The organism is Streptomyces sp. NPDC002133, assembly GCF_040296405.1.
In the GTDB taxonomy this organism is placed as follows: domain Bacteria; phylum Actinomycetota; class Actinomycetes; order Streptomycetales; family Streptomycetaceae; genus Streptomyces.
Genome location: NZ_JBEOXF010000015.1, coordinates 97,546 through 122,983 on the forward strand (window position 1 = coordinate 97,546; position 25,438 = coordinate 122,983).

Annotated in this window: 24 protein-coding genes and 1 pseudogene; 13 read left to right on the plus strand and 12 right to left on the minus strand. The window is 70.7% G+C overall.

From position 1 onward, the window contains the following. The first annotated feature begins 1 nt into the window (after position 1). On the plus strand, positions 2-724 hold the full coding sequence (locus tag ABT078_RS17885) for a cation efflux transmembrane domain-containing protein (protein WP_351228669.1): 723 nt from the start codon (positions 2-4) through the stop codon (positions 722-724). Between the two features lie 136 nt (positions 725-860). Here ABT078_RS17885 and ABT078_RS17890 read toward each other — a convergent pair whose 3' ends face one another. Beyond that, positions 861-1,445 carry a zinc ribbon domain-containing protein gene (locus tag ABT078_RS17890; RefSeq protein WP_351228671.1) on the minus strand — a complete coding sequence of 195 codons (585 nt, stop codon included), beginning with the start codon at positions 1,443-1,445 and terminating at the stop codon, positions 861-863. Between ABT078_RS17890 and ABT078_RS17895 the strand changes: the two are divergent. Beyond that, a pseudogene (locus ABT078_RS17895) lies at positions 1,428-1,834 on the plus strand (IS200/IS605 family accessory protein TnpB-related protein); the annotation flags it as partial. The gene ABT078_RS17890 and the pseudogene ABT078_RS17895 overlap by 18 nt on opposite strands. A gap of 90 nt (positions 1,835-1,924) precedes the next feature. On the opposite strand, the gene ABT078_RS17900 reads toward ABT078_RS17895, so the two are convergent. From ABT078_RS17900 to ABT078_RS17910, 3 genes are read right to left on the minus strand one after another with little or no spacing between them, the layout of a single operon-like run. Further along, complete coding sequence (locus ABT078_RS17900; RefSeq protein ID WP_351228673.1) at positions 1,925-2,971, minus strand: ABC transporter ATP-binding protein; 1,047 nt, start codon at positions 2,969-2,971, stop codon at positions 1,925-1,927. Further along, positions 2,968-4,575 (minus strand): ABC transporter permease, encoded by a 1,608-nt coding sequence (locus ABT078_RS17905; protein WP_351228675.1) that lies wholly within the window; start codon positions 4,573-4,575, stop codon positions 2,968-2,970. The genes ABT078_RS17900 and ABT078_RS17905 overlap by 4 nt, the downstream gene beginning before the upstream one ends. 3 nt (positions 4,576-4,578) lie before the next feature. Beyond that, entirely contained in the window at positions 4,579-5,595 is a 1,017-nt protein-coding gene (locus ABT078_RS17910) for an iron ABC transporter substrate-binding protein (RefSeq protein ID WP_351228677.1), read from the minus strand. 314 nt (positions 5,596-5,909) lie between these two features. On the opposite strand from ABT078_RS17910, the gene ABT078_RS17915 reads away from it, so the two are divergent. From ABT078_RS17915 to ABT078_RS17925, 3 genes are all read left to right on the plus strand, one after another. Next, entirely contained in the window at positions 5,910-8,615 is a 2,706-nt protein-coding gene (locus tag ABT078_RS17915; RefSeq protein WP_351228679.1) for an AMP-binding protein, read from the plus strand. 290 nt (positions 8,616-8,905) lie between these two features. Further along, positions 8,906-9,049 carry a hypothetical protein gene (locus tag ABT078_RS17920; protein WP_351228681.1) on the plus strand — a complete coding sequence of 48 codons (144 nt, stop codon included), beginning with the start codon at positions 8,906-8,908 and terminating at the stop codon, positions 9,047-9,049. Positions 9,050-9,065: 16 nt separating this feature from the next. Next, complete coding sequence (locus tag ABT078_RS17925; protein ID WP_351228682.1) at positions 9,066-9,557, plus strand: hypothetical protein; 492 nt, start codon at positions 9,066-9,068, stop codon at positions 9,555-9,557. Between the two features lie 180 nt (positions 9,558-9,737). Here the strand turns inward: ABT078_RS17925 and ABT078_RS17930 are convergent, their stop codons facing one another. Continuing rightward, entirely contained in the window at positions 9,738-10,139 is a 402-nt protein-coding gene (locus ABT078_RS17930; RefSeq protein ID WP_351228683.1) for a heavy metal-responsive transcriptional regulator, read from the minus strand. A gap of 82 nt (positions 10,140-10,221) precedes the next feature. On the opposite strand from ABT078_RS17930, the gene merB reads away from it, so the two are divergent. Next, complete coding sequence (gene merB, locus ABT078_RS17935) at positions 10,222-11,196, plus strand: organomercurial lyase (RefSeq protein ID WP_351228684.1); 975 nt, start codon at positions 10,222-10,224, stop codon at positions 11,194-11,196. A gap of 16 nt (positions 11,197-11,212) precedes the next feature. Here the strand turns inward: merB and ABT078_RS17940 are convergent, their stop codons facing one another. From ABT078_RS17940 to ABT078_RS17950, 3 genes are all read right to left on the minus strand, one after another. Further along, entirely contained in the window at positions 11,213-11,548 is a 336-nt protein-coding gene (locus tag ABT078_RS17940) for a hypothetical protein (RefSeq protein ID WP_351228686.1), read from the minus strand. Positions 11,549-11,887: 339 nt separating this feature from the next. Next, complete coding sequence (locus ABT078_RS17945; RefSeq protein ID WP_351228688.1) at positions 11,888-12,514, minus strand: hypothetical protein; 627 nt, start codon at positions 12,512-12,514, stop codon at positions 11,888-11,890. A 43-nt stretch (positions 12,515-12,557) separates the two neighbouring features. Next, on the minus strand, positions 12,558-13,019 hold the full coding sequence (locus ABT078_RS17950; protein ID WP_351228690.1) for a hypothetical protein: 462 nt from the start codon (positions 13,017-13,019) through the stop codon (positions 12,558-12,560). Positions 13,020-13,208: 189 nt separating this feature from the next. Between ABT078_RS17950 and ABT078_RS17955 the strand changes: the two genes are divergently transcribed. After that, the gene (locus ABT078_RS17955) at positions 13,209-14,414 is read left to right on the plus strand and encodes a sensor histidine kinase (RefSeq protein ID WP_351228692.1); all 1,206 of its coding nucleotides are present in this window, start codon (positions 13,209-13,211) and stop codon (positions 14,412-14,414) included. Further along, positions 14,411-15,013, plus strand: coding sequence for a response regulator transcription factor (locus ABT078_RS17960; protein WP_351228694.1), 603 nt, complete (start codon positions 14,411-14,413; stop codon positions 15,011-15,013). The genes ABT078_RS17955 and ABT078_RS17960 overlap by 4 nt, the downstream gene beginning before the upstream one ends. Before the next feature lie 359 nt (positions 15,014-15,372). Here the strand turns inward: ABT078_RS17960 and ABT078_RS17965 are convergent, their stop codons facing one another. Continuing rightward, entirely contained in the window at positions 15,373-15,921 is a 549-nt protein-coding gene (locus tag ABT078_RS17965; RefSeq protein WP_351228696.1) for a MarR family winged helix-turn-helix transcriptional regulator, read from the minus strand. 140 nt (positions 15,922-16,061) lie between these two features. Here ABT078_RS17965 and ABT078_RS17970 point away from each other — a divergent pair, with 140 nt between their 5' ends. Together ABT078_RS17970 and ABT078_RS17975 are read left to right on the plus strand one after the other, a co-directional pair. Then, positions 16,062-16,625: an NADPH-dependent FMN reductase gene (locus ABT078_RS17970; protein ID WP_351228698.1), complete on the plus strand. Its 564-nt coding sequence runs from the start codon at positions 16,062-16,064 to the stop codon at positions 16,623-16,625. Positions 16,626-17,205: 580 nt separating this feature from the next. Then, complete coding sequence (locus ABT078_RS17975) at positions 17,206-18,714, plus strand: MFS transporter (RefSeq protein ID WP_351228700.1); 1,509 nt, start codon at positions 17,206-17,208, stop codon at positions 18,712-18,714. A gap of 1,177 nt (positions 18,715-19,891) precedes the next feature. On the opposite strand, the gene ABT078_RS17980 is transcribed toward ABT078_RS17975, so the two are convergent. Continuing rightward, entirely contained in the window at positions 19,892-20,266 is a 375-nt protein-coding gene (locus ABT078_RS17980; protein WP_351228702.1) for a hypothetical protein, read from the minus strand. 802 nt (positions 20,267-21,068) lie between these two features. Then, positions 21,069-21,395: an ATP-binding protein gene (locus ABT078_RS17985; RefSeq protein ID WP_351228704.1), complete on the minus strand. Its 327-nt coding sequence runs from the start codon at positions 21,393-21,395 to the stop codon at positions 21,069-21,071. Positions 21,396-21,547: 152 nt separating this feature from the next. Here ABT078_RS17985 and ABT078_RS17990 point away from each other — a divergent pair, with 152 nt between their 5' ends. Together ABT078_RS17990 and ABT078_RS17995 are read left to right on the plus strand one after the other, a co-directional pair. Next, entirely contained in the window at positions 21,548-22,738 is a 1,191-nt protein-coding gene (locus ABT078_RS17990; RefSeq protein WP_351228706.1) for an NAD(P)/FAD-dependent oxidoreductase, read from the plus strand. Between the two features lie 10 nt (positions 22,739-22,748). Further along, entirely contained in the window at positions 22,749-23,687 is a 939-nt protein-coding gene (locus tag ABT078_RS17995) for a sigma-70 family RNA polymerase sigma factor (RefSeq protein WP_351228708.1), read from the plus strand. A 269-nt stretch (positions 23,688-23,956) separates the two neighbouring features. Here the strand turns inward: ABT078_RS17995 and ABT078_RS18000 are convergent, their stop codons facing one another. Further along, complete coding sequence (locus ABT078_RS18000) at positions 23,957-24,397, minus strand: Lrp/AsnC family transcriptional regulator (protein WP_351228710.1); 441 nt, start codon at positions 24,395-24,397, stop codon at positions 23,957-23,959. A gap of 123 nt (positions 24,398-24,520) precedes the next feature. Here ABT078_RS18000 and ABT078_RS18005 point away from each other — a divergent pair, with 123 nt between their 5' ends. Further along, entirely contained in the window at positions 24,521-25,438 is a 918-nt protein-coding gene (locus ABT078_RS18005; RefSeq protein ID WP_351228712.1) for an SMP-30/gluconolactonase/LRE family protein, read from the plus strand.

Below are 25,438 nucleotides of genomic sequence, written 5' to 3' on the forward strand. Positions count from 1 at the left end.
CATGTCCGCCGAGATATCGATATCCCTCGGTCCCTCCCCGGCCCGACGCGACGTTCTCGCCCGCCGGATACGGCTGCTGGTCGCGGCGACCATCACCTACAACGTCATCGAGGCGATCGTCGCGATCACCGCCGGGACGATCGCCTCCTCCACCGCGCTGATCGGGTTCGGCCTCGACTCGATCATCGAGGTCTCCTCGGCGGCCGCGGTCGCCTGGCAGTTCTCCGCCCGCGACCACGCCGTACGGGAAGCACGCGAACAGCGCACCCTGCGGATCATCGCCGTCTCCTTCTTCGCGCTCGCCGCCTACGTCACCGTCGATGCCGTCCGTGCCCTGACCGGCACCGGGGAGGCCGAACGCTCCATCCCCGGCATCGTCATCGCCACCCTGTCGCTCGCGGTCATGCCGTTCCTGTCCGCCGCCCAGCGCCGCGCCGGCCGCGAACTCGGCTCCGCCTCCGCGGTCGCCGACTCCAAGCAGACCCTGCTGTGCACCTACCTGTCCGCCGTGCTCCTGGTCGGCCTGGTCCTCAACGCCACCCTCGGCTGGTCCTGGGCCGACCCCATCGCCGCCCTGCTCATCGCCGCCATCGCCGTCAAGGAAGGTCGCGACGCCTGGCAGGGCAAGGGCTGCTGCGCGGCCCCGGCCGCCGCTGCCGTCCCGTCCGCAGTCAGCGAGCCGGACACCTGCGGCTGCCGCCCCGGCTGCGACTGCTGCAACTGACCGTCCACGAGCGTCAACTTCTCGGCCGTAAAACGACCGAGCGTGTTGGCTCTGTCGTTTGCGCCTTGTCGCGCTCCCGGCTGCCCCCTACGGCAGGGCGGTCACGGGTCGCATCTACCAGCAAAAAGGGAGGTGTTCATGCCTTTTGTGGTACGGGTCCGTTGACGAGAACCCACGCCGAGCGTGCACGGTTGCGCACGTTGACCCCGGCGACGTGATCGGCCGGGCCGGCGAGCCCGCACCGACGACAGCAGAAGGCGTCCCGGACGGGACGGTTGTTTCTTGCCGTGTGCCCGCATCTGGGACACATCTGCGAGGTGTAGTGGGCGTCCACCCAGATCACCGGCACCCCGGCCCGCCGGGCCTTGTAGCGGATGTGCTGTTCGAGCTGGTGGAACGGCCAGGCGGAGAGCGCGGCCCGCTGGTCGCGGAAGGGCCGTACCCGGTCACGGATGCCACCCAGTTCTTCGAGGGCGATACCGCGTCCGGTGCTCCCCCAGCGCTTCGCCTGGGAGGTACCCCCAGCGACGGCCACGATCTCCTTGCTGATCCTGTGGTTGACATGAGTGGCGTGCCGGGCCTCGCGGCGTGCCTGGCGTTTGGCCCGCCTGGTGGCGGAGCGGGTCTGCTTCGCCTGGAGTTCGGCTCGCTTGCGGGCGTGCCAGCGCCGGTAGCGGCCAAGCCTTTCAGGCGGCGGCCGCCGATGGATGAGAGGAAGCATCTGCGTCCCATCGAGGCGCCGTTCGTCGCCCTCGGCCCGACCGGTGTCGCGATCCGTGACCGGCTCAGGCACCTGCCCGCTCAGGACGAGAAGGTCCTGCGACTGGTGGGCGAGCACCTGGCACGGCTGGCTTCCCGTGACCTGGCCGCACGGTGCCGGGACGGGCTGGAGCACTCCACTGACACGTGGGCCACTCGCAAGCGGGACCTGACCTGGAGTCGTCCTCCCGCTGGGCCGGGAGCATCACGACAGCCACGCACGACCAGTGAGCGCTGGCCCGCCGCTGCGAGCTCGCGCACATCCAGTCCCGTCAAGCGGGCGTGCGCACCCTGATGCATCGGCTGTCCCAGCCGATCGGGGAGAAGGGCACCATGCGGGCGCCGGGCGGCTTGCCCCCGCCGACCGGTCGGCCACGTCAGGAGCGGCCGCCGCGCGGCGGTCACCCCGTCAGCCGACGACACCGCCGGCCAATCGCCCCCTCAACTGGTCGCCGGGTGGAGCGTTGCCTCTCCCGTCACGCGGATACCGGTCCGTCCGCCTGCGCGCACGGGTACCGGGCCGGGGACCCGGACGTCGATCGGTCCGTCCACGCCGTCGACGACGACGGTGACCATGGCGTCGTGGCCGTAGAAGCGGACGTCGGTCACGGTGCCCTGGACGTCCGCCGTTGCGGGGTCGGTCAGTTGGAGCTGTTCCGGGCGGAGGAGCACCCGGCCCTCGCGGAGTCCGCGGGGTGGGCCCGCCAAGGCGATGTGGCCTAGGGGGGTCGTCGCCGTGTCGTTGTTCGCGGCGCCGGTGAGAAGGACCGCGTCGCCGACGAATGCGGCCACCCAGGGGTCGGCGGGACGGTGGTACAGCTCCTGCGGGGCGGCGCACTGCGCCATGCGGCCGTCCCGGACGACCGCGACGAGGTCTGCCGTGGAGAGGGCCTCCTGCTGGTCGTGGGTGACCAGGACAGCGGTGGCGCCGGTGGCCCGGAGGGCGGCGCGCACATCGGCCCGTACGCCGGCCCGCAGCGCACTGTCCAGGGCGTTGAACGGCTCGTCGAGGAGGACGAGTTGGGGTTCGGGGGCGAGGGCGCGGGCGAGGGCGACGCGCTGCTGCTGGCCGCCGGAGAGTTCGTGCGGCATCCGGTCGCCGTAGCCGCCGAGCCCGACCAGTTCCAGCATCTCCTCGACGCGGCGGCCGCGTGCGCCGCGGTCCAGGCTGGTGAGGCCGAAGGCGACGTTGTGGGTCACGTCGAGGTGCGGGAACAGTGCGCCTTCCTGGGGCACGATGCCGATGCGCCGGCGCTCCGGCGGCAGATGCACACCGGGGGCGGTGAGCGTGCGTCCGCCGAGCGTGATGGTGCCTGCGTCGGCGTGCAGGAAGCCGGCGACGATGCGCAGCAGGGTGGTCTTGCCGCAGCCGGAGGGGCCGAGGACGGCGGCCAGGGAGCCGCCGGGGACGGTGAGGTCGAGGTCTTCGAGGACGGTGGTGCCGGGGCCGTACGCCTTGGTCAGTCCCGCGATCCGAAGGTCTGTCATGTGCGGTGCCTTCCGAGCAGGTAGGACGGGACGGCGGCGAGGAGGATCAGCGCGGCCGCGTAGGGAGCCGCGGCGGCGAACGAGCCGGCGCCGGTCTCCGTCCACAGCCGGGTGGCCAGGGTGTCCATGCCGGTGGGGCGCAGCAGCAGGGTTGCGGGGAGCTCCTTCATGCAGACCACGAAGGTCAGGGCGGCTCCGGCGGCGACTCCGGGCGCGGCGAGCGGCAGGGTGACCTCGCGCAGCACCTTCAGGGGTGAGCGGCCGAGTGAGCGGGCGACATCCTCCAGCACGGGCGGGGCCTGGAGGACGGCCGCCCGGGTGGCGGCCACGGCGACCGGCAGGAACAGCACCGCGTAGGCGCAGACCAGCAGGGGCAGTTCCTGGTAGAGCGGGCGGGCGTAGCGGACGGCGAAGAACACCAGCGCGAGGGCGACGGTGATGCCGGGCAGTGCGTGTCCCGCGTACGCGGCCTGCTCCAGCAGGTGCGCGGTCCGGCCGCGATGGCGGGCCGCGATCACCCCGACGGGCAGGGCGAGCAGCGTGGTGAGCGCCGCGCCCGCTGCTGCCACGCCGAGCGTGGTGAGCGCGGTGTCGGTGAGCAGCGCGGGCTCCCAGGCGGCGGACGAGCCTGCGGCCAGCCAGTAGCCGAGCACGGCCAGCGGGAAGCCGACGGCCGCGACGACGACGGTTGCGCACCAGGCGAGCGCGGGCAGCCGCAGCCGGCCGAGCGCGACGGGCACGGCCGGGCGCGCGGTGCCCGTGCCGGTCCTGGCGTGCCCGGCGCGGCCCCGGGTGCGGGCCTCCGTCGCCACCAGCGCCACGGTCATGACCACCAGCACGGCACTGAGCGCTGCGGCCGGGGTGCGGTCGAAACTCGCCCGGTACGAGGTGTAGATGCCGCGGGTGAAGGTGTCGTACCGCATCAGCGACACCGCACCGAAGTCCGACAGGACGTACAGCGTCACCAGCAGCCCGCCACCGGCAGCGGCCGGTCGCAGCTGGGGGAGCGTGACGCGCAGGAATGTGCGCAGCGGGCCGTGCCCCAGCGATCGGGACACCTCCTCCTGCGCGGGGTCGATGCCACGCAGCGCGGCGGCGACGGGCAGGTACACGTACGGGAAGCTGACCAGGGTCATGGCCAGTGCGGCGCCGGTGAAGCCGGCGAGCCAGGGCGCGGCGGAGAGCCACGCGAACGCCGCGACGTAGCTGGGCACGGCCAGCGGCAGCGTCACGAGGACCGACCAGGCGCGGGCGCCGGGCAGTGCCGTGCGCACGGTCAGCCAGGCCAGGGACACGCCGAGCAGCAGGCACACCGCGACGACGACGACGGCAAGGCCCAGGCTGCGCAACAGGAGCAGCCCGGTCCGCTCGTCGGCGACGACGTCCCAGGCGAATGCGGGACCGCGCTCCAGTGCCCGTACGCCCAGGTAGCCGAGCGGCAGTACGGCGAGCGCCGCGGCCGCGCAGGCGGTCAGGAGCAGCGGCCAGGAGGGCCGGGAGCCGGTGCGCCGCCGCCCGGCGGGCGCGGGCGCGCCTGCCGGGCGGGACGGGCGGGTTCGGCGGGTGTCGTGGCGCGCGCGGACGGAGGAACCCGGTGTGGTCACGGGTCAGACCATTCCGACGTCCTGGAGCATCGCCAGGGTCGCCTTCAACGAACTGAGTTGGCCCAGGTCGATCTTCGGGGGCTGGAGAGAGTCGAGCGGCGGCACGCCGTCGGCCTGCTTGATGCCCGCGGCCAGCGGGTACTCCTTGGTCTCCTCGGCGAAGTAGCGCTGCGACTCGGCGGACAGCAGGAAGTCGGCGGCCTTCTGCGCGTACGCGCTCTGCTGCTTGTCGGCGCCCTTCATCAGGCCCACCCCGGCGACGTTGACCAGGCCGCCCGGGTCGCCCTTGGGCAGGTAGTGCACCTTGGCCTCGAGCTTGTCCGCGCCCTTCTCGGCCGCCTTCTCGTACCAGTAGTAGTGGTTGAGCAGGCCGAGGGACACCTCGCCGGAGTCCACGGCGTCGAGGACGTTGAGGTTGCTCTCGTACGCCTTCGGCTTGTTGGCCTTCAGGTCCTTCAGCCAGGTGCGGGTGGCCTCGTCGCCCTCGAGGACGCGCATGCCGGTGACGAACGCCTGGAAGGAGGCGTTGGTCGGGGCGTAGCCGATCTTGCCCTGCCATTCGGGCTTCACCAGGTCGTGCACGCTGTCCGGGGGTGTGGGCACGCTCGCGGAGTTGTAGGCGATGACGCGGACGCGTCCGCTGACGCCGACCCAGTCGCCGGCGGCGCTGCGGTAGTTCGGTGCGACCTTGTCGAGTGTCGTCTGCGGCAGCGGCGCGAGCCGGCCTTCCGTGGACAGCGCGCCGAGCGCGCCCGCGTCCTGCGACAGGAAGAGGCCGGCCTCGGTCTTGTCGCCCTCCTCGAGGAGCTGCGCCGAGAGTTCGGCGCTGTCGCCGTAGCGGACCTCGACGTTGGTGCCGAGGTGCTCCTCCAGCTTCTCGATCAGGGGCCCGACGAGGTTCTCGTTGCGGCCGGAGTAGATGACGAGCCCGGCCGGCTCGTCGCTGCAGCCGGCGAGGGCAGGCAGGAACAGGGCTGCCGCGGCTACGGCGGCGAGACTGCGGGCCAACGGGCGTCGCATGAGGGTGAAGCCTTCCTGACGTGCTCACCGCCGTCACGCGGGGCGATGCCGCGTGGGGCGTGACCGGTGCCGGGGGAGAGGACCAACGAACAGAGCATTGGTAAGGTAAACCTCACCTAAGAGTCAATAGGGCCATCGGTAACGGCTTGGACACGGGGGGGCGAGGCGCGAACGGGCCAACAGGCCCTTCGGGCCTCATCACCCTTGCAGGCGACGGCAGTTGATGGACGCTCGGGGAATTCCCCGCCCCGCCGCTTCGGCGAACGACGACCGCCCCTCTTCCCGATAAGGGAAGGCTTACCTACGATGCGCCCGTGACGCTCCACCCCGCACCGCCCGCAGGCGGCAGAACGCTGCTCCTCGCCCATCGCCTCGCAACGCATGGTGACCGCACCGCCCTCATCACCGCCGACGGCGAGATCTCCTACCGCGAGCTGGCCGCTCGGGTCGCCGACGCCGTGCTGCGCCTGGGCGCCGAGCGGCGGCTCGTGCTGCTGTCCGGCGCCAACACCGCCGAGGCCCTGGTCGTCCATCTGGCCGCGCTCTCGGCGGGGCATCCTCTGCTCCTCGTCCCGGGCGACCATCCGGAGGCCGTGGAGTCGCTGATCGCGGCGTACGACCCCGATGTCGTGGTTCGGCCGGCGCCCGGAGAGTGGGAGTTCGAGGAGCGGCGCTCGGTCTCCGCCCACGACCTGCACCCGGACCTGGCCCTGCTGCTCAGCACCTCCGGTTCGACCGGGTCGCCGAAGCTGGTCCGGCTCTCGCACGGAAACCTCCAGTCGAACGCCGAGGCGATCGCCACGTATCTCGGCATCCGCGATACGGACCGGGCCGCGACGACCCTGCCGATGCACTACTGCTACGGGCTCTCCGTCGTCCACAGCCATCTGCTGCGCGGGGCGGGTCTCGTCCTCACCGGGCTGTCCGTGGCGGACTCCTGCTTCTGGGACCTCTTCCGCCGCGCCGGCGGCACCTCCCTCGCGGGCGTCCCGTACACCTTCGACCTGCTCGACCGGGTCGGTTTCGCCGACATGGACCTGCCGCATCTGCGGTACGTGACCCAGGCCGGCGGCCGGCTGGTGCCCGCCCGCGTGGCGCGCTACGCCGCATTGTGCGAACGCCGCGGCTGGGACCTGTACGTCATGTACGGCCAGACCGAGGCGACCGCCCGTATGGCCTATCTGCCGCCCGATCTCGCGGCCGCGCACCCCGCGTCGATCGGCGTTCCGGTCCCCGGCGGCTCGTTCCGCCTCGAACCGGCCGAGGACCACCCAGGCGTGGACACCGGGGAGCTCGTGTACTCCGGGCCGAACGTCATGCTGGGCTACGCCCGCACCCCGGACGACCTCTCGCTCGGCCGGACCGTCGACGAACTGCGCACCGGTGACATCGCACGGCGCACCTCCGAGGGGCTCTACGAGATCGTCGGGCGCCGGAGCCGGTTTGTGAAGATCCTCGGCCTGCGGATCGACCCGCAGCGCGTTGAACTGATGCTCGAACGGCACGGGGTCGCGGCTCTGTGCACCGGCGACGACGAGGCCCTCGCCGTCGCGGCCGTCGCGTCGGGCGACTCGAGCAACCCCGGCGCCTTCGACGAACGGCGCATACGACGGCTGGTCGCGGACGAGTGCGGCCTGCCGACAGGCGCAGTCCACGTTCAGGTCGTGGACGAGCTGCCCCGCCTGCCCACCGGCAAGCCCGACTACCGGGCGGTACTCGCGCTTGCCCACCACCCCGACTTCGACGGCATCCCGAACACCCCCTCCACCGGCGACGCCGCTGAGGCCCTGTGCGAGTTGTACGCGCAGATCCTCGACCGGACGGACGTGACGGAGGACAGCACCTTCGTCGGCCTCGGGGGCGACTCGCTGTCGTACGTGGAGATGTCCATCCACCTGGAGGACCGGCTCGGCCATCTGCCGCACGACTGGCACACGACGTCGATCCGCGAACTGCTGACGCCGCCCGAGCACAAGCCCCCCGCCGCACGGTCCCGCTCCCGGTCCTCCCGTTCCCGAAGACGCACACTGGAGACCGGCGTCGCCCTGCGCGCCGCCGCGATCTTCTGCGTCGTCGGCTCGCACATCGGCGTCTTCACGATCAGGGGCGGGGCGCATCTGCTGCTCGCGGTCGCCGGGTACAACTTCGCCCGCTTCCACCTCACCGACGCCGGACGGCGCGAACGCGTCCGCCGCGTCCGTCGCAGCATCACCCGCATCGCCCTGCCCAGCATGGCCTGGATCGGTTTCGCCCTCCTCATCAGCGACGACTACACGTGGGACAATCTCTTCCTCCTGCACAACGCCCTGAGGCCGCAGGACATGGGGTCGGGCATCCACACCTGGTTCATCGAGGCCCTGGTCTACATCCTGATCGCCGTCGTCGCCGTCCTCTGCGTCCCCGCCGTCGACCGGGCCGAGCGGCGCTTCCCGTACGGCCTTCCCGTGGCGCTCGCGGGCCTCGGCCTGCTCACCCGTTACGAACTCGTCGGCCTCCCGCAGCGCTCCCAGATGACGGACGCGGTCACTGTCTTCTGGCTGTTCGCACTCGGCTGGGCGGCGGCGAAGTCCCACACGGTGCCGCAGCGGCTGCTGGTCACGGCGGCCGCGATCGCCACCGTGCCGGGGTTCTTTCCCGGCGAGCCCTGGCGCGAAGCGATCGTCGTCGCCGGGTTCACGCTGCTGGTGTGGGTGCCCACACTGCCCAGCCGGGAGCGCGTCAACCAGGTCGCCGGTCTCATGGCGACCGGCTCGATGTACATCTATCTGACGCACTGGCAGATCTACCCGCTCATCGACGGAATCTCGAAGCACCTGGCCCTGCTCGTCTCGCTGGTCTTCGGCATCGCCTACGGGACCGCGGTGGTACGGCTGATGCGGGGCCTACCCCTCTTGCCTGCGCGGACTTCCCTGTCCTCGCTGAGGTCCCTGTCCTTCCTGTCCTCACTGGCCTTCGCGCCATCTCCCATGCCACTACGGGAGCCGGCGTCCGCGCCGGCCCCGCGACGCGTGGTCGACTGACGGGTGGTGCCCGGTCCTCGGAGGGTCGCGTTCTGCCCCTGCCCCGCCTCAGGACCGGAACGGGGGAACAGGCCCTGGCACGGCAGGTCCGCTCCGCGCGGACCGTCTTCCCGACGGATACGCGATCGAGCACCGCCCACCCGGTCGGCGAGCGCCACGACGAGGACCAGCCCGCGACCGCCCTCCGCCGCGGACGGCGGCGCGCCGACCTCCGTGGGCCGGCAGCCGACGCGCTCACCGCGCGTGTCGGACACCTCGACGCGCAGGGAGGTACGGCAACTACCCGACCCATGGCGGGCTTCGACCAGATGACGGCTCGGGTCGGCGGACTCTGGGATTCGCTGCTCGGCGAAGGCCGGCGCTGGTGGATCACCGCGACCTCGGACTCGCGCGTGCACTGGTACACGCGGCGGATCCGACTTCAGGCCGGGTGAATACAGCAAGACCCACGTGCTGGCCAGGCAGGACTACGCCGACATCATGGACGGGCTCCGCACCGGACGGATCTGGGTCGGCACCGGAGATCTGATCACCAGTCTTGAGCTCACGGCCGGCAACCGCGGCAGTGACGCCGCCATGGGTGAGACGCTCACCGTGAGCCGCCGCCACCGCACCGACGTCGAAATCGAGATCAGGTTCCGGCCGCTGGAGGGCAAGAACGCCAACGGCGACCGTCCGGAGGTCCGGCGCGTCGACCTGCTCGTGGGCCAGATCGCCGGCCCGAGCGCCGGCCTCGACAACGACACCAACCCGACCGCGGAGGTTGTGGCGCGATTCGGCCCAAGCGACTGGCGTAAGCAGGGAAAGGACTCCGCCATCCGGCACACCCGCGAGCCGTGGAAGGCGACCTCTACGCCCGGGTGCGCGGCACCAGCACTGACGAGGCCGCACCCCTCGCTGACGGGCTGGAGAGCCCTTGGGGCGATCTGTGGTTCTACTTGAACCCCGTCTTCGTCCAACTCCGCTAGCCCGCTCACTACCAGCGCCCCATCGTCTGCGGCGGCCTGCTGCTCGTGGTCCTGGCCTGGCGCACCGACCGGCCCGCGACGGCCAGTCGTCCGACGTGAGCAGTCGCGGTATCCGGGCTGGCGGCAGCTGTCCGGGAGCCGGGTCCGGTCGGCGTCACGCTGACGTCGTGAGGATGCGGCAGATGTAGCCTTCGGTACACGTGGCCGGGTCGGTTTGGGTCGCACGACGGGCGAGTCCGCGCAGCGCCGCACGGGTCGCGACGAGCTCGGCCATGCGGCGGTCGATTTCGGCAAGGTGTGCGTTGATCAGCTCGGTGACATGCCCGCAGGGGGCCTGGCCGTCGTCGCGCAGTTCCAGGACCGAGCGGATCTCGGCGAGACTGAGGCCGGCGCCCTGGACGTCGCGGATGAAGCCGAGCCGCTGGACGGCCTCTGGCGCGTAGTCGCGGTACCCGCCGGCGGTGCGGGCCGGCTCCGGCAGCAGCCCGGCCTGTTCGTAGAAGCGGATGGTCTTGGCCGTGACTCCGCTTGCGGTAGCCGGCTTTCCTATGCGCATACCTCCACGCTACGTCTTGACCTTCCAGTGCACTGGAAGGTCTACGGTCGGTGCGAGGTCATCGAAATGGGAGGACAGCGGGATGCGGATCACGGTCCTGACGGTGCCTGACTGCCCGAATGCGCCGGTCGTGCTGGAGCGGATCACCGCGGCGCTCGACGGGCGCGTGGCGCAGGTGGAGTTGGTTGAGGTGAGCGAGGACGCCGAGGCCGCCCGCTGGGGCATGACCGGCTCGCCTACTGTCCTGCTCGACGGTGTCGACCCGTTCGCGGCCGCGGGCGCGGTGCCGAGCGTGTCCTGCCGCCTCTACCGGGACGACGACGGCCGCATGGAGGGGGCGCCCAGCGTCACGGCGCTGGGGCGCGCGCTCGCCGGGGCGGAGGTGGCCGGGGCCGATGCGGGGATGGAGTGCTGCGAGCCGGACGTCTTGGACCCGATCGGGCGGGCCGGCCGTGGCCGTCGTGCACCCGCCGAGCGTGGACTGCGGGCGGTGCACCAGGCGGTGCTGCGGCACTTCGCGACCACCGGCCGGGCACCGGAGACGGGTGAGCTGGAGCCGTTGGCGGCCGCGGCTGGGCGGACGGCCGGCGAGGTGCTCGCCGAGCTGGACCGGGAGGACTTCCTGCACCTGGACCTGGCGGGCCGGATCCGGGCCGCCTACCCGTTCTCGGCCGTCGAGACCCGGCACCGGGTCCGGCTGGCGAGCGGGGTGGAGGCATGGTCGATGTGCGCGATCGACGCCCTGGGCATCTCGGCGATGCTCGGCCAGAACGTGACGGTGTCGTCCGGCGACCCGGTCGACGGCCATCCGGTCAAGGTCGCCTTCGCCGACGGCGCCGCTGTGTGGGAGCCCGCCGAGGCGGTGGTGTTCGTCGGCCGCCGCGATGGCGACGGGCCGGCGGCCACGGTGTGCTGCGACGCCCTGAACTTCTTCACCGGCCGGGCCTCGGCCGAGCAGTGGATGCGCGAGCATCGCGAGGTGAAGGGGCAGATCATCGACCAGGACCGCGCCGTGGAGATCGGGGTCCAGACCTTCGGCCCGCTCCTGGCCGACTGACCGCGGCTGGCAGGTGTCAGACCGTGGCGGCGGCACCGCCCGGCGGGCTGTCGGGCAGGGGGAGCGCGATGGCGCCGCCGGGCGGCGTCGGCCGCGGCCGACGTGGTTCTCGTACGCCCGTACCGCCGGGTCCGGATCCGCCGCCGGGGCCGGGGCAGGACGGTGCGAGACGGATCATCCGCAGCGTGAACGCCGCCCAGCCGAGCCCGATGGCTCCGGCGGCAGTACCGGTCACGAGCACCGCGCCCGTGATGCCGCCGCCGATCAGCAGCCCGGCGACGGCAAGGGTGGTCGCCGCGGACCAGCGCACACAGCCGCGGTAGGTCAGGACGGTCCGGCCCAGCCGCAGCACGCTGCGCGGCCCCTGCCAGCGCGAACACGGCCGTCGGCCACAGCGCAGGCAGGACGAGCACCCGGACGAGGGGGCGGAGCACTTCTTGGCCACGGGCGGCCTCCACTCGCAGCGGGGAGACGGGACGGTTTCGAGGTCTCCAGACTGGTCCTGCCCGTGCCCGGCAGGCAACCACCGCGACGGCACGATGCCCCTACGCGCTTCGATGCAGCCCCGCCAACGCTCCGACTGGCTCCAGCACTTGGCACCCAGGGGGCCGATCCGGTGGCGGCGAAGTGCCGCAGCACCGCCTGGTGCACCGCCGGAGGGTGACGTGACCCGACCTGGAGGACCGTACGGCTATGGCAGGAGGAGCAGCTCGACGGCGATCAGGATGTCCACGACGCCGCACCACTCGGCGAATGTACGGGACACGATCCCGTCGAGCCTGCGCAGCCGCAGGTGGACGAAGTCCCAGACGCCGTGGAGGAGCCAGCCGGCCGCCACCAGATGGCGGCCGAGGTCCGGGTCCACCGTCAGTCCCGTCAGGGCGAGCGCGCAGAAGATGAACGCCCCTGCGGTCTGGATTCCGAAGACGGTCCGACCGTGCGGGGTCCCGCGAACGGTGCCCCAGATCAGCAGGATCAGCGCGACGGTCACCAGGACGGTGGACGGCGGGACCGCGCCCTGCGCCCGGAGGGCGACCATGGTCGCCAGCCCTGCCCCGAGCACGGGCCAGGTCAGTTGGGGCTTCCCGAGCTGGTTGACGATCAGGTACAGCAGTGGCAGGAGGGGCAGGGCCTCCCCGAAGGCGGCGACCGCGCCGCTCGCGTCCCTCGAGCCGTTCCCGCTGAGCAGGTCGGGGACCGTGAGCGCGAGGGCCAGTGCCGTGGGCCAGCGGCGCATCAGCACCCGGGCCGGGCTCCGCCTTGCGGAGGCGGCTCCGGTGGTCGTGACCGGCGTCGCCGCATGTGTCTTGGCAGTCATGGCGTCTCCTGGGGCGTCAGGCGTAGGCGGAAGGGGTGCGGGGTCAGCCGCCGTATTCGCTCCGGCGGCGCAGCATGACCAGGAGCATCAGCGGGAGCATCGCGAGGTGCTCCAGGGTGATCATCGAGTCGGGCGCGACGACGCCCAGCCAGAGCAGCGGGAACAGCACGAGCGCGGGGGCGAACATCGCGCCGCACATCTCGAGGGTGCTCAGCCAGCCGTGGCCGCGGTGGCGCATCCAGATGGCCATGCCGACAGACATGTCGAACGCCATCTCCAACGACGCCAGTTCGGGATGGCGCGTCGCCGAGAACTCCACGTCCGCGGGCGCCAGGACGCCTCGCGTCACCGCGCCGAGGACGAGCATTGCGACGGCCATCGCGACGACCATCTCCAGGTAGTGGCGGGCGAAGTGCCACCAGCTGTGGCCGCCGCGAGCCTTGCCGGCGGGACGGGCCGCGGCGTCCTGGGTGTGTGCCAGCCTGGTGTGGTTCCGTGCCTGCATCACGCTCTCCTCACATGCAGGGCCGGGGTGTCTTTACGCGCTTCAGCCTGCGCGAGCGGAAGAGCCGCCAGTAGTGCCGAAGCAGCACGTCCGGGTGTGGCGTTGTCACGTCTGCGCATGACATCTGTCATGCGGAGACCAGCCGGACGACACACGGTCGGCGCGCCCCGCTGCTGCGACAATGGCCGCGTGCGTGAGGGAGCGAGCGAGCGCGGGACGGGGCTGACGAGCTTCCGGCGCTACACCTGGTGGGCCGTGCCGGGCAGCGCGGTGTGCTTTCTGGTGGTGTTCTTCGGTGTCTGGATCCTGGACGGCGACGTGCCGCTCTGGGCCCGCACCCCGGCCGTCGCGGCTCTCGCCGTCGAGGCCGTGGCGAGTGCGGTGCTGCTCAGCGGATGGCTGGCTGCGCCGTCGGCGGGCCACCCGCATCCCGCGCGCCCGCCCATGGGCTGGCTGCTCGCCGCGTGCGTCGCCACGGTCGTGCTCGCGGCGCTCCCGCTGGTCCGGCGCAACTACGGACTGTGGGCGGTCGCGCCCGCGGTCACGGTGGCGATCTGCGCGACCTACCTCACGCCGAGCCGCAGGCGGCTGCTGATCGTCGGCGCGGTGGTCCTCGCGCTGCTGCCGGGCGGTGCCGTCAGCCTGGCCGCCGGGGACGGGGAGTTGGCGTACGCCGCGCTGTTCCCGGCTGGGCTCATCGCCTTCACCGTCTGGATGGTGCTCGGCCCCCTCTGGGCGTGGGACGTCGCGGGGCGGCTGGATCGGGCGCGGCGGCTGGAGGCGGAGCTGGCGGTCAAGGACGAGCGGCTGCGGTTCGCCGCCGACCTGCACGACATTCAGGGACACCACCTGCAGATCATCGCGTTGAAGAGCGAGTTGGCGGCGCGGCTCGCGGAGCTGGACCCGGCGCGCGCCGCCGAGGAGATGAGGGACGTGCAGCGCCTGTCCGCCGAAGCCCTCCGCGACACGCGGGCCGTGGTGCACGGCTACCGCCGTACGACACTGGACGAAGAGATCGCCAACGCCACCCGCGTGCTGGCCGCGGCCGACATCGACGCCCGGATGGCCCTCGACCCCGCGGCCGTCGCCGCCGACCTGGCCGGCCCCACCCGCCACCTGCTGGGCCTGGTGATGCGCGAGGCCACCACCAACGTGCTCCGCCACAGCCACGCCCGGCACGCCGAGGTCGACTACCGCGTCACCAGCGGCCTCGCCCGCCTGCGGGTCAGCAACGACGGCGCCGACGAGCACTCCGCCGCCACGGAGAGCACCGGGCTGAGCGGCCTCGCCGAGCGGCTGCGGGCAGCCGGCGGCGAGTTGACGTGGGGCCGAGACGGCGACCGCTTCGTAGTCCTGGCGTCGTTGCCGGCCTCGGCGAACGGAGCGGCGTGTTGATCCGGTTGCTGATCGCCGACGACGAGGATCTCCTCAGAAGCGCCCTCGCCGCCCTGCTCGCGCTGGAGGACGACTTCACCGTGGTGGCCGAGGCATCCACCGCCACCGACGCGGTGCGGCTCGCCCGCGAACACCGCCCCGACATCGCCGTGCTCGACCTGGAGATGCCGCCCACCGACGGTCTGCGCGCCGCCGAGGAGATCCGGACCGAACTGCCCACCCAGATCATCATGGTCACCCGGCACGCCCGGCCCGCGGTGCTGCGCCGCGCCCTGGCCGCCGGCGTGCGCGGCTTCGTCCCCAAGACGACCACCGCGGCCAGGCTGGCGGAGATCATCCGTGACATCGCCGCCGGCCGCCGCTACGTCGACCCCGACATCGCAGCCTCTGCGCTGACCGAGGACGACTGCCCCCTGAGCGACCGGGAACTGCAGGTCCTGCGCGCCGCCCGCACCGGCGCCTCGGTTGCCGAGATCGCCGCCGAGGTCCATCTGGCACCGGGCACGGTCCGCAACTATCTCTCCGCTGCGATGTCCAAGCTGGCCGCCCCCACCCGCCACGCCGCCGCCCACCACGCCTGGCAACAAGGCTGGATCTGAGCCGCGCCGGCAGTTCCTTCGGCGGCGGCCACGCGCTCCGGGGGTGTGTCAATTTAACGGCCCTGTCTCACATGCGGTGGTGACAGAGCGTCATCAATGATGTGCCTGGTCCGAGCTCCGGAGAGAGCAGTCGCAGGCGCGCCGCCGAGCGGGCAGAGCCCGGTGTTCTCGGTCGCTTCACCCGTGCTGGTCTGGGAGCGTCCCACTGCAGACGACGATGTCGCTGCCCGCCGTGGCCCGCGCACAGCCCACGGCCGACCCGCTCTCGCGGGCCGGCCGCCTGGTGCAGCGGCTGTACGACACCGCCACCGAACTCGTTGCGTGCGACGTCGGATGTCCGGCGTTGCTCGCGTCGAGGTTCATTGCGGCGTGGTGTCCTGCTGTGGTTGCCGAGGGGCGGTGTTCTTGCGGGGGTTGGCCTGCTGTTCCTGGCGGTCGATCGTCTCGTTGATCTTCTCGGCGGTGGTGCGCAGGGTGTCGAGTTCGGCGGGGTCGAGAACGTCGAAGACGAGGTCGCGTACCCGGGCTACGTGTCCTGGGGCGGCTTCGGCGAGGTGGGCGTGGCCGGCTTCGGTCAGGATCGCTTGCGTGTAGCGGCCGTTGGTGGGGTCGGGTTCGCGGCGGACGAATCCTCGGCGTTCCAGCCTGCTGATCAGGTGGGAGAGGCGGGACTGTTCGGAGTTGGCGCGGACGGCCAGGTCGCTCATACGCATGCGGTGTCCCGGCTGCTCGGACAGCCCGGCGAGGACGTAGTACTCGATGTAACTGAGGTGCGCGTCTTGCTGCAGCTGCGCTTCCAGGGCGCTGGGCAGTCTCTGCATCATCAGGCCGAGTTGCTGCCATGTCTTGAGCTCCGCCGGGGTCAGCCAGCGGCGCTGATCGTTCGGGTGCGGAGGCTGTTCAGGCATGCCCGGAGTCTATCTGGCATGAACGTTCAGGAGTCGCGGCTCACACTTGAACATTCATGAGTCATTGCTCTAGGGTTTCACATGAAAGTTCATGTGAAAGGGTCGGCCTCGCATCGGCGGCCCATCAAGGAGAAGACCCCATGAGTGACCTGAAGATCGCCGTCATCCTCGGAAGCACCCGGCCCGGCCGCAACGGCAAGGTTGTCGCGGACTGGGTGGTGGACCGGTCCGGCGCCCGCACCGGCGTCGAGTACGAGCTGGTCGACCTCGCCGACTACCCGCTGCCCCACCTGGACGAGGCCATTCTGCCGGCCATGGGCCAGTACCAGGGTGAGCACACCAAGGCGTGGGCGGCCAAGATCGCCGAGTTCGACGGATACATCTTCGTGACCCCCGAGTACAACCATTCCACCTCCGGCGTACTCAAGAACGCGATCGACTACCTGTACGGCGAGTGGAACAACAAGGCCGCCGCCTTCGTCTCCTACGGCTCGCTCGGCGGCGCTCGGGCCATCGAGCACCTGCGGGGCGTGGCCAGCGAACTGCAGTTGGCCCACGTACGTCAGCAGCTGTCCTTCTCGCTGTTCACCGACTTCGAGAACTTCTCCGTCTTCAAGCCGGGCGAGCAGCACGACGCTGCCGCGACCACCCTGTTCGACCAGCTCGAGTCCTGGGCCCGCGCACTCAAGACCGTCCGGGTCTGACGCCCTCGCCCGTCGGAAGGCGGGCGACGGAGAGACCGTCCATTCTCAGGTGAGTCCCGGAACGGGCTGCGTTCCAGTTCCGGGACCGCACCTGAGAGCCCCACCATTCCCGCTACCGGGCCACGGAGTGGCTTCTTCGACCGCGAGGGCCCCTCGGGCCGCTTCACGATGCGGCTCACCGCTGCCGTCCGGATCAACCTGGACGGCGGGGAAGAGTCCAACAGTTTCTCTGGCCGTCGCCACCGCTGGGAACTCGCTCACCGTGTCGGCCGCGTCCGCGTAGCCGCCTTCGCCACTCCCTGATCGAGGACGGCCGGCCCAGCGGATGGCTGTCCACGGGGCGGACCGTCCGAGGGACCAGCCGCTCCGCATCATCGCCCTCACGCCCTGACCGGGCACGGGGGCGGGGGTCTGGGGGCGCAGTACCGCCGAACGCGACGACGCGTGCGGGAATCGCCGGACAAGTAGTCACCTCTTCCGTGGCAGAGGCCCTCGCGGAGAGCAGTGATCCCTTCGAGGCAACGCCCTCAGGCACTCTCAGCCAGCCTTTTCCTCACGAAGTCCCGAAGTGGATACCTTCATGTCTCGAACAGTTTTCAAGGCTCCCGGTGACGCGCACGCCAACCGCTGGAAAGCGCTCGTCTTCATCGCGCTCGCCCAGCTGATGGTCGTCCTCGACACCACCATCGTGAACATCGCCCTGCCTTCCGCCCAGCAGGATCTGGGCATCTCCGACGGCGACCGGCAGTGGGTCGTCACGGCCTACGCCCTGGCCTTCGGCGGTCTGCTCCTGTTCGGCGGCCGGGTGGGCGACCTGTGGGGCCGCAAGCGCGCCTTCGTCATCGGCCTGATCGGTTTCGCCGCCGCCTCCGCGCTCGGCGGCGCGGCGACCACCGGGGCGATGATGTTCGGCGCCCGCGCCCTCCAGGGCGTCTTCGGCGCCCTGCTCGCCCCGGCCGCGCTCTCGCTGCTCGCCGTGATGTTCACGGACGTCAAGGAGCGCGCCAAGGCGTTCGGCATCTACGGCGCCATCGCCGGTGGCGGCAGCGCCGTCGGCTTCATCCTCGGAGGTGTCCTCACCCAGTACCTGGACTGGCGCTGGACGTTCTTCGTCAACGTCCCGTTCGCGATCGCCGCGGCGGCCGGCGCCTACTTCGTCGTCCGTGAGCCCGAGGGCGGCCGCAACCACTCGCCGCTCGACATCCCCGGCGTCGTCCTGTCCACCCTGGGCCTGGTCTCGCTGGTCTACGGCTTCACCCGTGCCGAGTCCGACGGCTGGGGCGACAACACGACCATCTCCCTGTTCGTCGTGTCGGTGGTCCTGCTGCTTACCTTCGTTTTCACCGAGGCCAAGGTCAAGGCACCGCTGCTGCCCCTGCGCGTGGTCACCGACCGCAACCGCGGTGGCGTCTACCTCTCCCTCGGCATCGCGGTCATCGCGATGTTCGGCACCTTCCTGTTCCTGACCTACTACCTGCAGGTCGTGAAGGGCTACTCGCCTATCAAGAGCGGGTTCTCCTTCCTGCCGATGGTGGTGGGCATGATGGTCGGCTCGACCCAGATCGGCACGCGTCTGGTGACCCGCGTCCCGCCCCGGTTCCTGATGGCCCCCGGCTTCCTGGTGGCCATGGCCGGCATGCTCCTGCTGGCGCAGCTGGAGGTCAGCTCGTCGTACGCCTCGACCGTCCTGCCTGCGCTGCTGCTGCTGGGTCTCGGTATGGGTACGACGTTCACGCCCGCCATGTCCCTGCCCACACTGGGCATCGAGCCGCGGGACGCCGGTGTCGCCTCCGCGATGGTCAACACCTCGCAGCAGGTGGGTGGCGCGATCGGCACGGCCCTGCTGAACACGATCGCCGCCTCCGCGACGACCTCTTACGTCAAGGACCACATCGCCGACGCCGCGACGGAGCCGCAGCGGCAGCTGGTCCAGCTGCAGGGTGTGGTGCACGGCTACGCCAACGCCATCTGGTTCGCCGTCGGCATGCTGGTGATCGCCACGCTGATCGTCCTGGCCCTGGTCAACGCCGGCCGCGCGGGCAGTGAGGGCGTCGAGGACGAGGTGGCGGTGCCGGTGGTTGCCCACTGAGGCACCGGGTAGCCCTGAGGAAACCTGTCGTGGGGGCGTTGAGGGACGCCGTGCAGCCACGGATCCGCGGGACCTGTCCCGGCTTCCTGAATGAGCGGCTCAGCGGAGCCAGGGCAGGTGCACACCCGCTTCGTTCAGATGAAGATCCTCCAGATGAAGACCCTCGGCGACGATCTCCATGTTCTCGTCGAGGGTCTCTGCTGCTCGGATGGGCCAGCCGCTAGAACAGCGCCTGGCGCACGGCGGTCACACGGCCCGGCGGCGTGCGCCGCAGACCGCCACACCCTCGTCGGTGAGTATCGCGAACTGGCCCCGCTCAGCGGCAGAGCAGAGGCCCCGGCCCACTCAGCCGCTTTTCTCCAGGCGGGCGATCGCGTGAGGGAGACGGGGCGGACTCTTCGCGTTCCTGGCCGCCTTCGTCGGCTCCACGACGTCTGGGGATGTGGATGAGTGGCACCACCGTGACGGCTGTTGCCGGGGTCGTTTGCGTGAGCCAGGGCGCCCCCGACCACGCTCCAGGTCCACATCGATGCCTGGATCCGTTACGCAGCCCGCCACTGAGCTCGCCCGGTCAGCTCATCGACGTTGTCTCCCGTACCGAGAGGCGTCACAGGCCCGGCTTATGCATGGTCACTCACTCCCTGGTGACCGAGCCTGGACTCGATCCGGCCCCAGCCGGTGCGTGCCGACGCTCCGGCTTCGGAGACGTGCTCACGCTCGCCTCGCCACGCGCAATGCCTGTACGTCGTGGCTCACTGAGTCCGGGTGCTCCTGTTACCTGGTGGATGCGTCCTTGGGTAGGGGGTCTCGGTCGGTCTTTGAGGCGCGGCCGACCGAGACCGCTGGGTCCTGTCGGGGAGGCGACGGGGGCGGGTGTGCCATCCGCGCGCAGGGGGCCGCGGTCGCCACCACAGCTGACGCGGCCCTGGACACGAGCGCCGCCGGAACGCGAGATAGGAGCGGCGTGTGTCCTGCCCCCGCCACGGCGGGGGCTACCAGTCGTCCTCGCGTTCCTGGAGTTGTCCGTGGAGCCTTGGGCGGACACCCACCAGATGCTGTCGAAGCACGGCACGTTGCGGTCCCGGTGAGCCGGAGCCGCGGTTCCCCGAGGCGGAGAGCGCACCCTTCCGTGTGCGCACTCCACCTCGGTCGTGCACGACGTCGTCGCGCGAAGCGGTCAGGTGTTGTCGATGCTGACGTCGCCGCCGCAGCCGTTGCCTATCTTGGTGGCTTCGAGTTTGTAGTAGCCGTAGAGGCCGTAGATGCGTTCGTTGTGGTTGCCGGTCTGGCCGGCACGCACGACCACGTTGTTGGCGATGTCGCGCACCTTCCAGCTGAACTTGCACCCCTGGTACGGCCAGATGCCGATGTCGACGAAGTGGCCGGACGGGTTGGCGGCGACGCTGTATGTGTGACAGGTGTCCGGCAGCCACCAGTAGGCGCCGTTGACGGCGCAGGTGCGCTGCAGGGCATGAGCGGTGCCGGTGCTTCCCAGGGCGACGACGGCGGTGGTGGCGATCGTGAGAACCACGGCTCGTGTGACGGCCTTCATGGAGTTCCTCCCCCTCGAACTGCTGTGTCCCGTCGGCACGTTGGGCCCGACGGCGTTGGTTCGGCGTGGCCAGATACTAGCCAACATCTGATCGAGATGTGTGGGGTTCGTGACGAGGATGTGCGCAGTGCGATCCGTGTTGTGGCGGATGTGTGGCCGGCGGAACCGGATGGCGGCGGTGCGTGCGCGGCGTCGTGCGCGAGATCCCCTTCCCCACGGAGCGGAGTCGCACGGAACCGATCCGTCCCCGGCATCGGACCCGCTGCGTCGATCCCGTCGTACGCGCGGCGCCCGACGGCGCGATCGGAAGCTGATCGGCGCCCTGGTTGACTCCTGACGCCCGTCAGGGCTGGGGTAAGTCGCAATGGCCGGGCTCGGCGGCGGTGATCTCCGCCACCGCCCCCAGGCATGATCGCAAGGGGCAAGTAAATTTTGCACTCCGGAGTTCATCTATCGACCGGTTTCTGAACGCCGTTGAGCGGCGCTCGGATGCACCCTCCGATGACGAGTGGATGTGTCCAGCGAGGGTGTTCGCACTGATCACTGCTGTGTAAGCCTGGCGGTGATCTCTGATGCATCTGCCCACCTCGTCCCGTCAGGACGCCGGGACTGCCGTTGCGAGCGTGCGGGCCCCGTGGTCGCCCTCGATTGACCGCGGCTGACCGCTGGATCTGGCACGGATCTGGCCCGCGGGCTCAAAGATTGACACGGTCCTCCGCGATGAGACGGCCTCCCCAGTGTCCAGTGGTGCCGGGATCGGTCACCTCACGTGCTTGACGTCGGCGCGCCGACGGGCAATCGATCAGCGGCCGGATGCGTGGGCAAGGTCCGCCTCGGCCCAGATGACCTTGCCGCTCGGTGTTGGGCGGGTGCCCCATCGGCGGGACAGCTGGGAGACGATGGCGAGGCCGCGGCCGTTCTCGTTGGAAGGGCTCGCGTTACGCGGACGCGGGGAGCAGGTGCCGGTATCCGATACTTCGACGGTGAGGACCTGGTGCCGGGTCACACGCAGGTCGATCGGTCCGGTGCCGTGGCGGACGGCGTTGGTGACCAGCTCGCTGACGAACAGCTTCGCTGCCTTGCCGTGACGCCGACCGATAGTTGGCCATCTCGATCCGTATCTGGCCATCGCCCCGTTTCGACTGCCCAAGACAGGCCCCAACGTCTGTCGGAGGCTCAGCCACTCGTCTTGGTTCAGTGACCCGCGTCACACCCGGCTCCTGTCAGCAATCGGGGCGCCGTCTCGTTCAAGGGGCACGCGAACGAGACAGGAGCAAAGCCATGAAGCACCGCATCGTCGTACTCGGCGCTGGATATGCCGGGGCCTTCGCCGCTGGAAACCTGGCCCGCCGGCTCTCCCCCGCCGACACCGAGATCACCGTCGTCAACGCCGTGCCCGACTTCGTTGAGCGGATGCGGCTCCACCAGCTCGCGATCGGCCAAGACCTCGCGTTCCGCAAGCTCGCCGACGTATTCGCGGGCACCGGGGTGCGGCTGCGCCTGGCGCGCGTCACCGGCGTCGACCCCGAGCGCAGGACTGTCGCCGTGACCGGCGAGGACGGCGATGGCGAGCTCGCGTACGACACGCTTCTCTACACGCTCGGCAGCTCCGTGGCCCACCATGGCGTCCCCGGCGTGGCCGAGTATGCCTTCGATGTGACCGGTCGGTCCTCGGCGCTGCGTCTGCGCGAGCGCCTGGCCGGCCTGGACGAGGGCGGCACCGTGCTGGTCGTCGGTGAGGGTCTGACCGGCATCGAGACCTCCACCGAGTTCGCCGAGTCCCGGCCCGACCTCTCGGTCGCGCTCGCCGCCCGCGGCGAGCTGGGCGCCTGGCTCTCCCCGAAGGCCCGCCGTCACCTGCGCCAGGCCTTCGACCGGCTCGGCATCACCGTCCACGAGCACACCGGCATCGAAGCCGTCGAGCCGACACGAGCGATCGCCGCCGACGGTAGGTCCATCCCGGCCGACGTGACCGTGTGGTCGGCCGGGTTCGCCGTGCAACCCATCGCGGCCGCCAGCGGCCTGGAGGTCGCCGAAAACGGCCAGATCGTCGTCGACCGCACCATGCGCTCGGTCTCGCACCCGGACGTCTACGCCGCCGGTGACTGCGCCTACGCGATCGGCGAGAACGGCCAGCCGCTGCCGATGTCCTGCGCCTCGGCCGGCTTCACCAACATGCAGGCGACCGCCGCGATCATCGCGCGCCTGACGGGCAGCGAGGTCCCGACCACCGGGCTGAAGTACCACGGCAACCACATCAGCCTCGGGCGGCGGGACGCTATCTTCCAGATGGTGGACGGGGACGTCCGGTCGAAGTCCTGGTACCTGGGCGGCCGGACCGCCGCGCGGCTCAAGTCGGGCGTGCTCAAGGGGGCCGGGTGGGGCATCGCCCACCCGACCTTCGGCATGCCCAAGCGCAAGCGCCGCCTGGCCACCGCGCCTGACCGGGCCGGTGTGAGGGTCGCCGCATAGGCTGCTCCGCATGGACAGCGCAGCCATCGATCGGTTCGAGGCCAGCCGGGGTCGGCTGGCCTCGCTCGCGTACCGTCTGCTCGGCTCGGCCGCCGACGCCGAGGACGCCGTGCAGGACACGTTCCTGCGCTGGCAGGCCGCAGACCGCGAACAGGTCGAGGTGCCGGAAGCGTGGCTGACCAAGGTCGTCACCAATCTCTGCCTCGACCGGCTCCGCTCGGCGCAGGCGCGCCACGAGCGAGCGGCCGGTGCCTGGCTGCCCGAGCCGCTCCTCGAGGGCGACCCGATGCTCGGCCCGGCCGACACCTTCGAGCAGCGCGAATCGGTGTCCTTGGCCGTACTGACCCTCATAGAGCGCCTCTCGCCGGTCGAGCGGGCTGTCTACGTCCTGCGTGAGGCCTTCTCGTACAGCCACGCCGAGATCGCCGGGATCCTCGACATCACCGAGTCCGCGAGCCAGCAGCATGTCCACCGGGCCCGGATCCGGGTCGCCGCCGAGCGCCGCCGCGGCGGCGAGGCCGACCCCGCATCCGCGCGCCGGGTCGTCGAGGAGTTCCTCGCCGCCGCCACGTCAGGGCGCACCGAACGGCTGGTGGCACTGCTCACCGACGACGTGACGGCGGTCTCGGACGGCGCCGGACTGGCCAAGCGGCTGCTGCGGTACAAGACGCGCGAGCGGGTCGCCTCCTACGTGCGGGCCGGCTTCAAGCCCACGCCGGCGAAGCGACGGCTGGCCGGCGGCTCGCCCGCGATCCATATCGCGCTGGTCAACGGCTCCCCGGCCGTCCTGGCCGTGGTCGATGACCGGGTCGTGGGCGCCGTGGCGTTCGAAGTCAGCGACGGCAAGGTCGCGTCCCTGCGTGGCATCGCCGCCGCGGACCGGCTCGCGCGCCTCAACGAGGCCTGGCGGCAGTACGAACCCGACGCGCCGGTCATCAACGCATGGTGACCAGAGCCACCGGAATCCAGTGACCTGAGTCGGAGCAGGGACGGCCCCCTTCGGTCCCCGCGCTGCACAGCAGCACGGGGGCCGGAGCACGTCGGCCTCCCGAATCAGACTCGGCCATGCAGTTCGGACCCCCGATGGCCAGCTATGGGTCGCCACAGGGCCCTGCCGAGATTTCCGTGAACGGGCAGATGCCTCTGTGCGCCGGTGACGCTCCGTCACCCGGGCCGCGATGCTCGCTCTTGCTGGCCTGATAGCGGTACATGGGTGCTTCAGACTCCCGTCGACACCGGCCTTTCGAAGAACGTCTCCAGGGCCACCGTCGCCTGGGTGCCGCTGACGCCTTCGATCTCGTACAACCGCCGTAGTACGTCCTGGAGTTGTTCGGTCGTCCCGGTCCTGACCTTGACGAGGACCGATGCGCTGCCCGCGATGATGTGGGCCTCCTGCAGCTCGGGGATCGCCGCGAAGTACTCGCCGGCGTCGCCCATCCAGGCGGACGAGTCGACCATGACGAAGGCCAGCACGCCGCCGCCGACCGCGGCGGGGTCCACCTCGACCGTTGTACGGCGGATCACCCCTGACTCGCGCAGCTTGCGCACTCGTTCATGGGCCGCGCCCGCGGAGAGTCCGATGGCCTTGCCCAGGGCGGCGTACGCCTGGGTGGCGTCCTCCTGCAGCAGGTTCAGCAGCTTCCGGTCCACATCGTCCATGACGGTCTCTCCTAAACCAGCTTCATATAACGCCTAGTCTTGCCATATGGCATCCTGTCATACTCGGTTCTGGCAGGATGCTGTTCAGTGCTTGGAGCGCAGAACGACTGAAGGAGAACGGACATGGCCACCGGCCGCCCCGCGTTTTACGAAGTACTCGACGACAGGTTCCGTACGGAGAAGTGCGCCGCGGGTGATCTGCAACTGGAGACGCTCCACGTGGGCTCCCGCTGGGCGGAGGGGCCGCTGTACATACCGGCCTGGCGCCAGCTGATCTGGAGCGACATCCCCAATGACCGGATGCTGCGCTGGGATGAGGCGACCGGAGCGGTCAGCCTCTTCCGCTCGCCCGCGGGGCACTCCAACGGCAACACCCTGGACCGCGAGGGCCGTCTGATCACCTGCGAGCAGGGCAATCGCCGGGTCACCCGCACCGAGCACGACGGCTCGCTCACCGTGCTCGCCGACCGCTACCAGGGCAAGCGGCTCAACAGCCCGAACGACGCGGCCGTGAAGTCCGACGGCTCGATCTGGTTCTCGGACCCGGACTTCGGGATCACCAGCGACTACGAAGGCGTGCGCGGCGAGAGCGAGATCGGCGCCAACAACGTCTACCGCATCGATCCGGCCACGGGCGAAGTGCAGCTGGTCGCCGACTGCTTCGACGCGCCCAATGGCCTGGTTTTCTCGGCCGACGAGAGCGAGCTGTACGTGTCCGACACCCGGGCAGGCTTCATCCGGGTCTTCGACGTACACGAGGACGGCACCCTGTCCGACGGCAGGATCTTCGTCAAGGCCCGTGAGGGCGCCCGCTTCGACAACCTCCGCTTCGACGACCGGGGCCACCTCTGGGCCGCGGCCATGGACGACGGAGTGCACTGCTACGCCCCCGACGGAACCCTGCTCGGCCGCATCCTGGTGCCCAACAAGGTCTCCAACATCCGCTTCGGTGGCCAGAGGCGGAACCGCCTCTTCATCACGGCGAACGACACGCTCTACTCGCTGGTCATGGGGGTTGCGGCGGCACCGATGGTGGTTTGA

What these genes read in the sequence shown, in the direction of transcription:
- ABT078_RS17885 (WP_351228669.1), top strand. Translation starts at nt 2, where the DNA reads ATGTCCGCCGAGATATCGATATCCCTCGGTCCCTCCCCGGCCCGACGC.
- ABT078_RS17890 (WP_351228671.1), bottom strand. Translation starts at nt 1,445, where the DNA reads ATGCTTCCTCTCATCCATCGGCGGCCGCCGCCTGAAAGGCTTGGCCGC.
- ABT078_RS17900 (WP_351228673.1), bottom strand. Translation starts at nt 2,971, where the DNA reads ATGACAGACCTTCGGATCGCGGGACTGACCAAGGCGTACGGCCCCGGC.
- ABT078_RS17910 (WP_351228677.1), bottom strand. Translation starts at nt 5,595, where the DNA reads ATGCGACGCCCGTTGGCCCGCAGTCTCGCCGCCGTAGCCGCGGCAGCC.
- ABT078_RS17920 (WP_351228681.1), top strand. Translation starts at nt 8,906, where the DNA reads ATGGCGGGCTTCGACCAGATGACGGCTCGGGTCGGCGGACTCTGGGAT.
- ABT078_RS17930 (WP_351228683.1), bottom strand. Translation starts at nt 10,139, where the DNA reads ATGCGCATAGGAAAGCCGGCTACCGCAAGCGGAGTCACGGCCAAGACC.
- merB (WP_351228684.1), top strand. Translation starts at nt 10,222, where the DNA reads ATGCGGATCACGGTCCTGACGGTGCCTGACTGCCCGAATGCGCCGGTC.
- ABT078_RS17945 (WP_351228688.1), bottom strand. Translation starts at nt 12,514, where the DNA reads ATGACTGCCAAGACACATGCGGCGACGCCGGTCACGACCACCGGAGCC.
- ABT078_RS17950 (WP_351228690.1), bottom strand. Translation starts at nt 13,019, where the DNA reads ATGCAGGCACGGAACCACACCAGGCTGGCACACACCCAGGACGCCGCG.
- ABT078_RS17965 (WP_351228696.1), bottom strand. Translation starts at nt 15,921, where the DNA reads ATGCCTGAACAGCCTCCGCACCCGAACGATCAGCGCCGCTGGCTGACC.
- ABT078_RS17970 (WP_351228698.1), top strand. Translation starts at nt 16,062, where the DNA reads ATGAGTGACCTGAAGATCGCCGTCATCCTCGGAAGCACCCGGCCCGGC.
- ABT078_RS17975 (WP_351228700.1), top strand. Translation starts at nt 17,206, where the DNA reads ATGTCTCGAACAGTTTTCAAGGCTCCCGGTGACGCGCACGCCAACCGC.
- ABT078_RS17980 (WP_351228702.1), bottom strand. Translation starts at nt 20,266, where the DNA reads ATGAAGGCCGTCACACGAGCCGTGGTTCTCACGATCGCCACCACCGCC.
- ABT078_RS17985 (WP_351228704.1), bottom strand. Translation starts at nt 21,395, where the DNA reads ATGGCCAGATACGGATCGAGATGGCCAACTATCGGTCGGCGTCACGGC.
- ABT078_RS17990 (WP_351228706.1), top strand. Translation starts at nt 21,548, where the DNA reads ATGAAGCACCGCATCGTCGTACTCGGCGCTGGATATGCCGGGGCCTTC.
- ABT078_RS17995 (WP_351228708.1), top strand. Translation starts at nt 22,749, where the DNA reads ATGGACAGCGCAGCCATCGATCGGTTCGAGGCCAGCCGGGGTCGGCTG.
- ABT078_RS18000 (WP_351228710.1), bottom strand. Translation starts at nt 24,397, where the DNA reads ATGGACGATGTGGACCGGAAGCTGCTGAACCTGCTGCAGGAGGACGCC.
- ABT078_RS18005 (WP_351228712.1), top strand. Translation starts at nt 24,521, where the DNA reads ATGGCCACCGGCCGCCCCGCGTTTTACGAAGTACTCGACGACAGGTTC.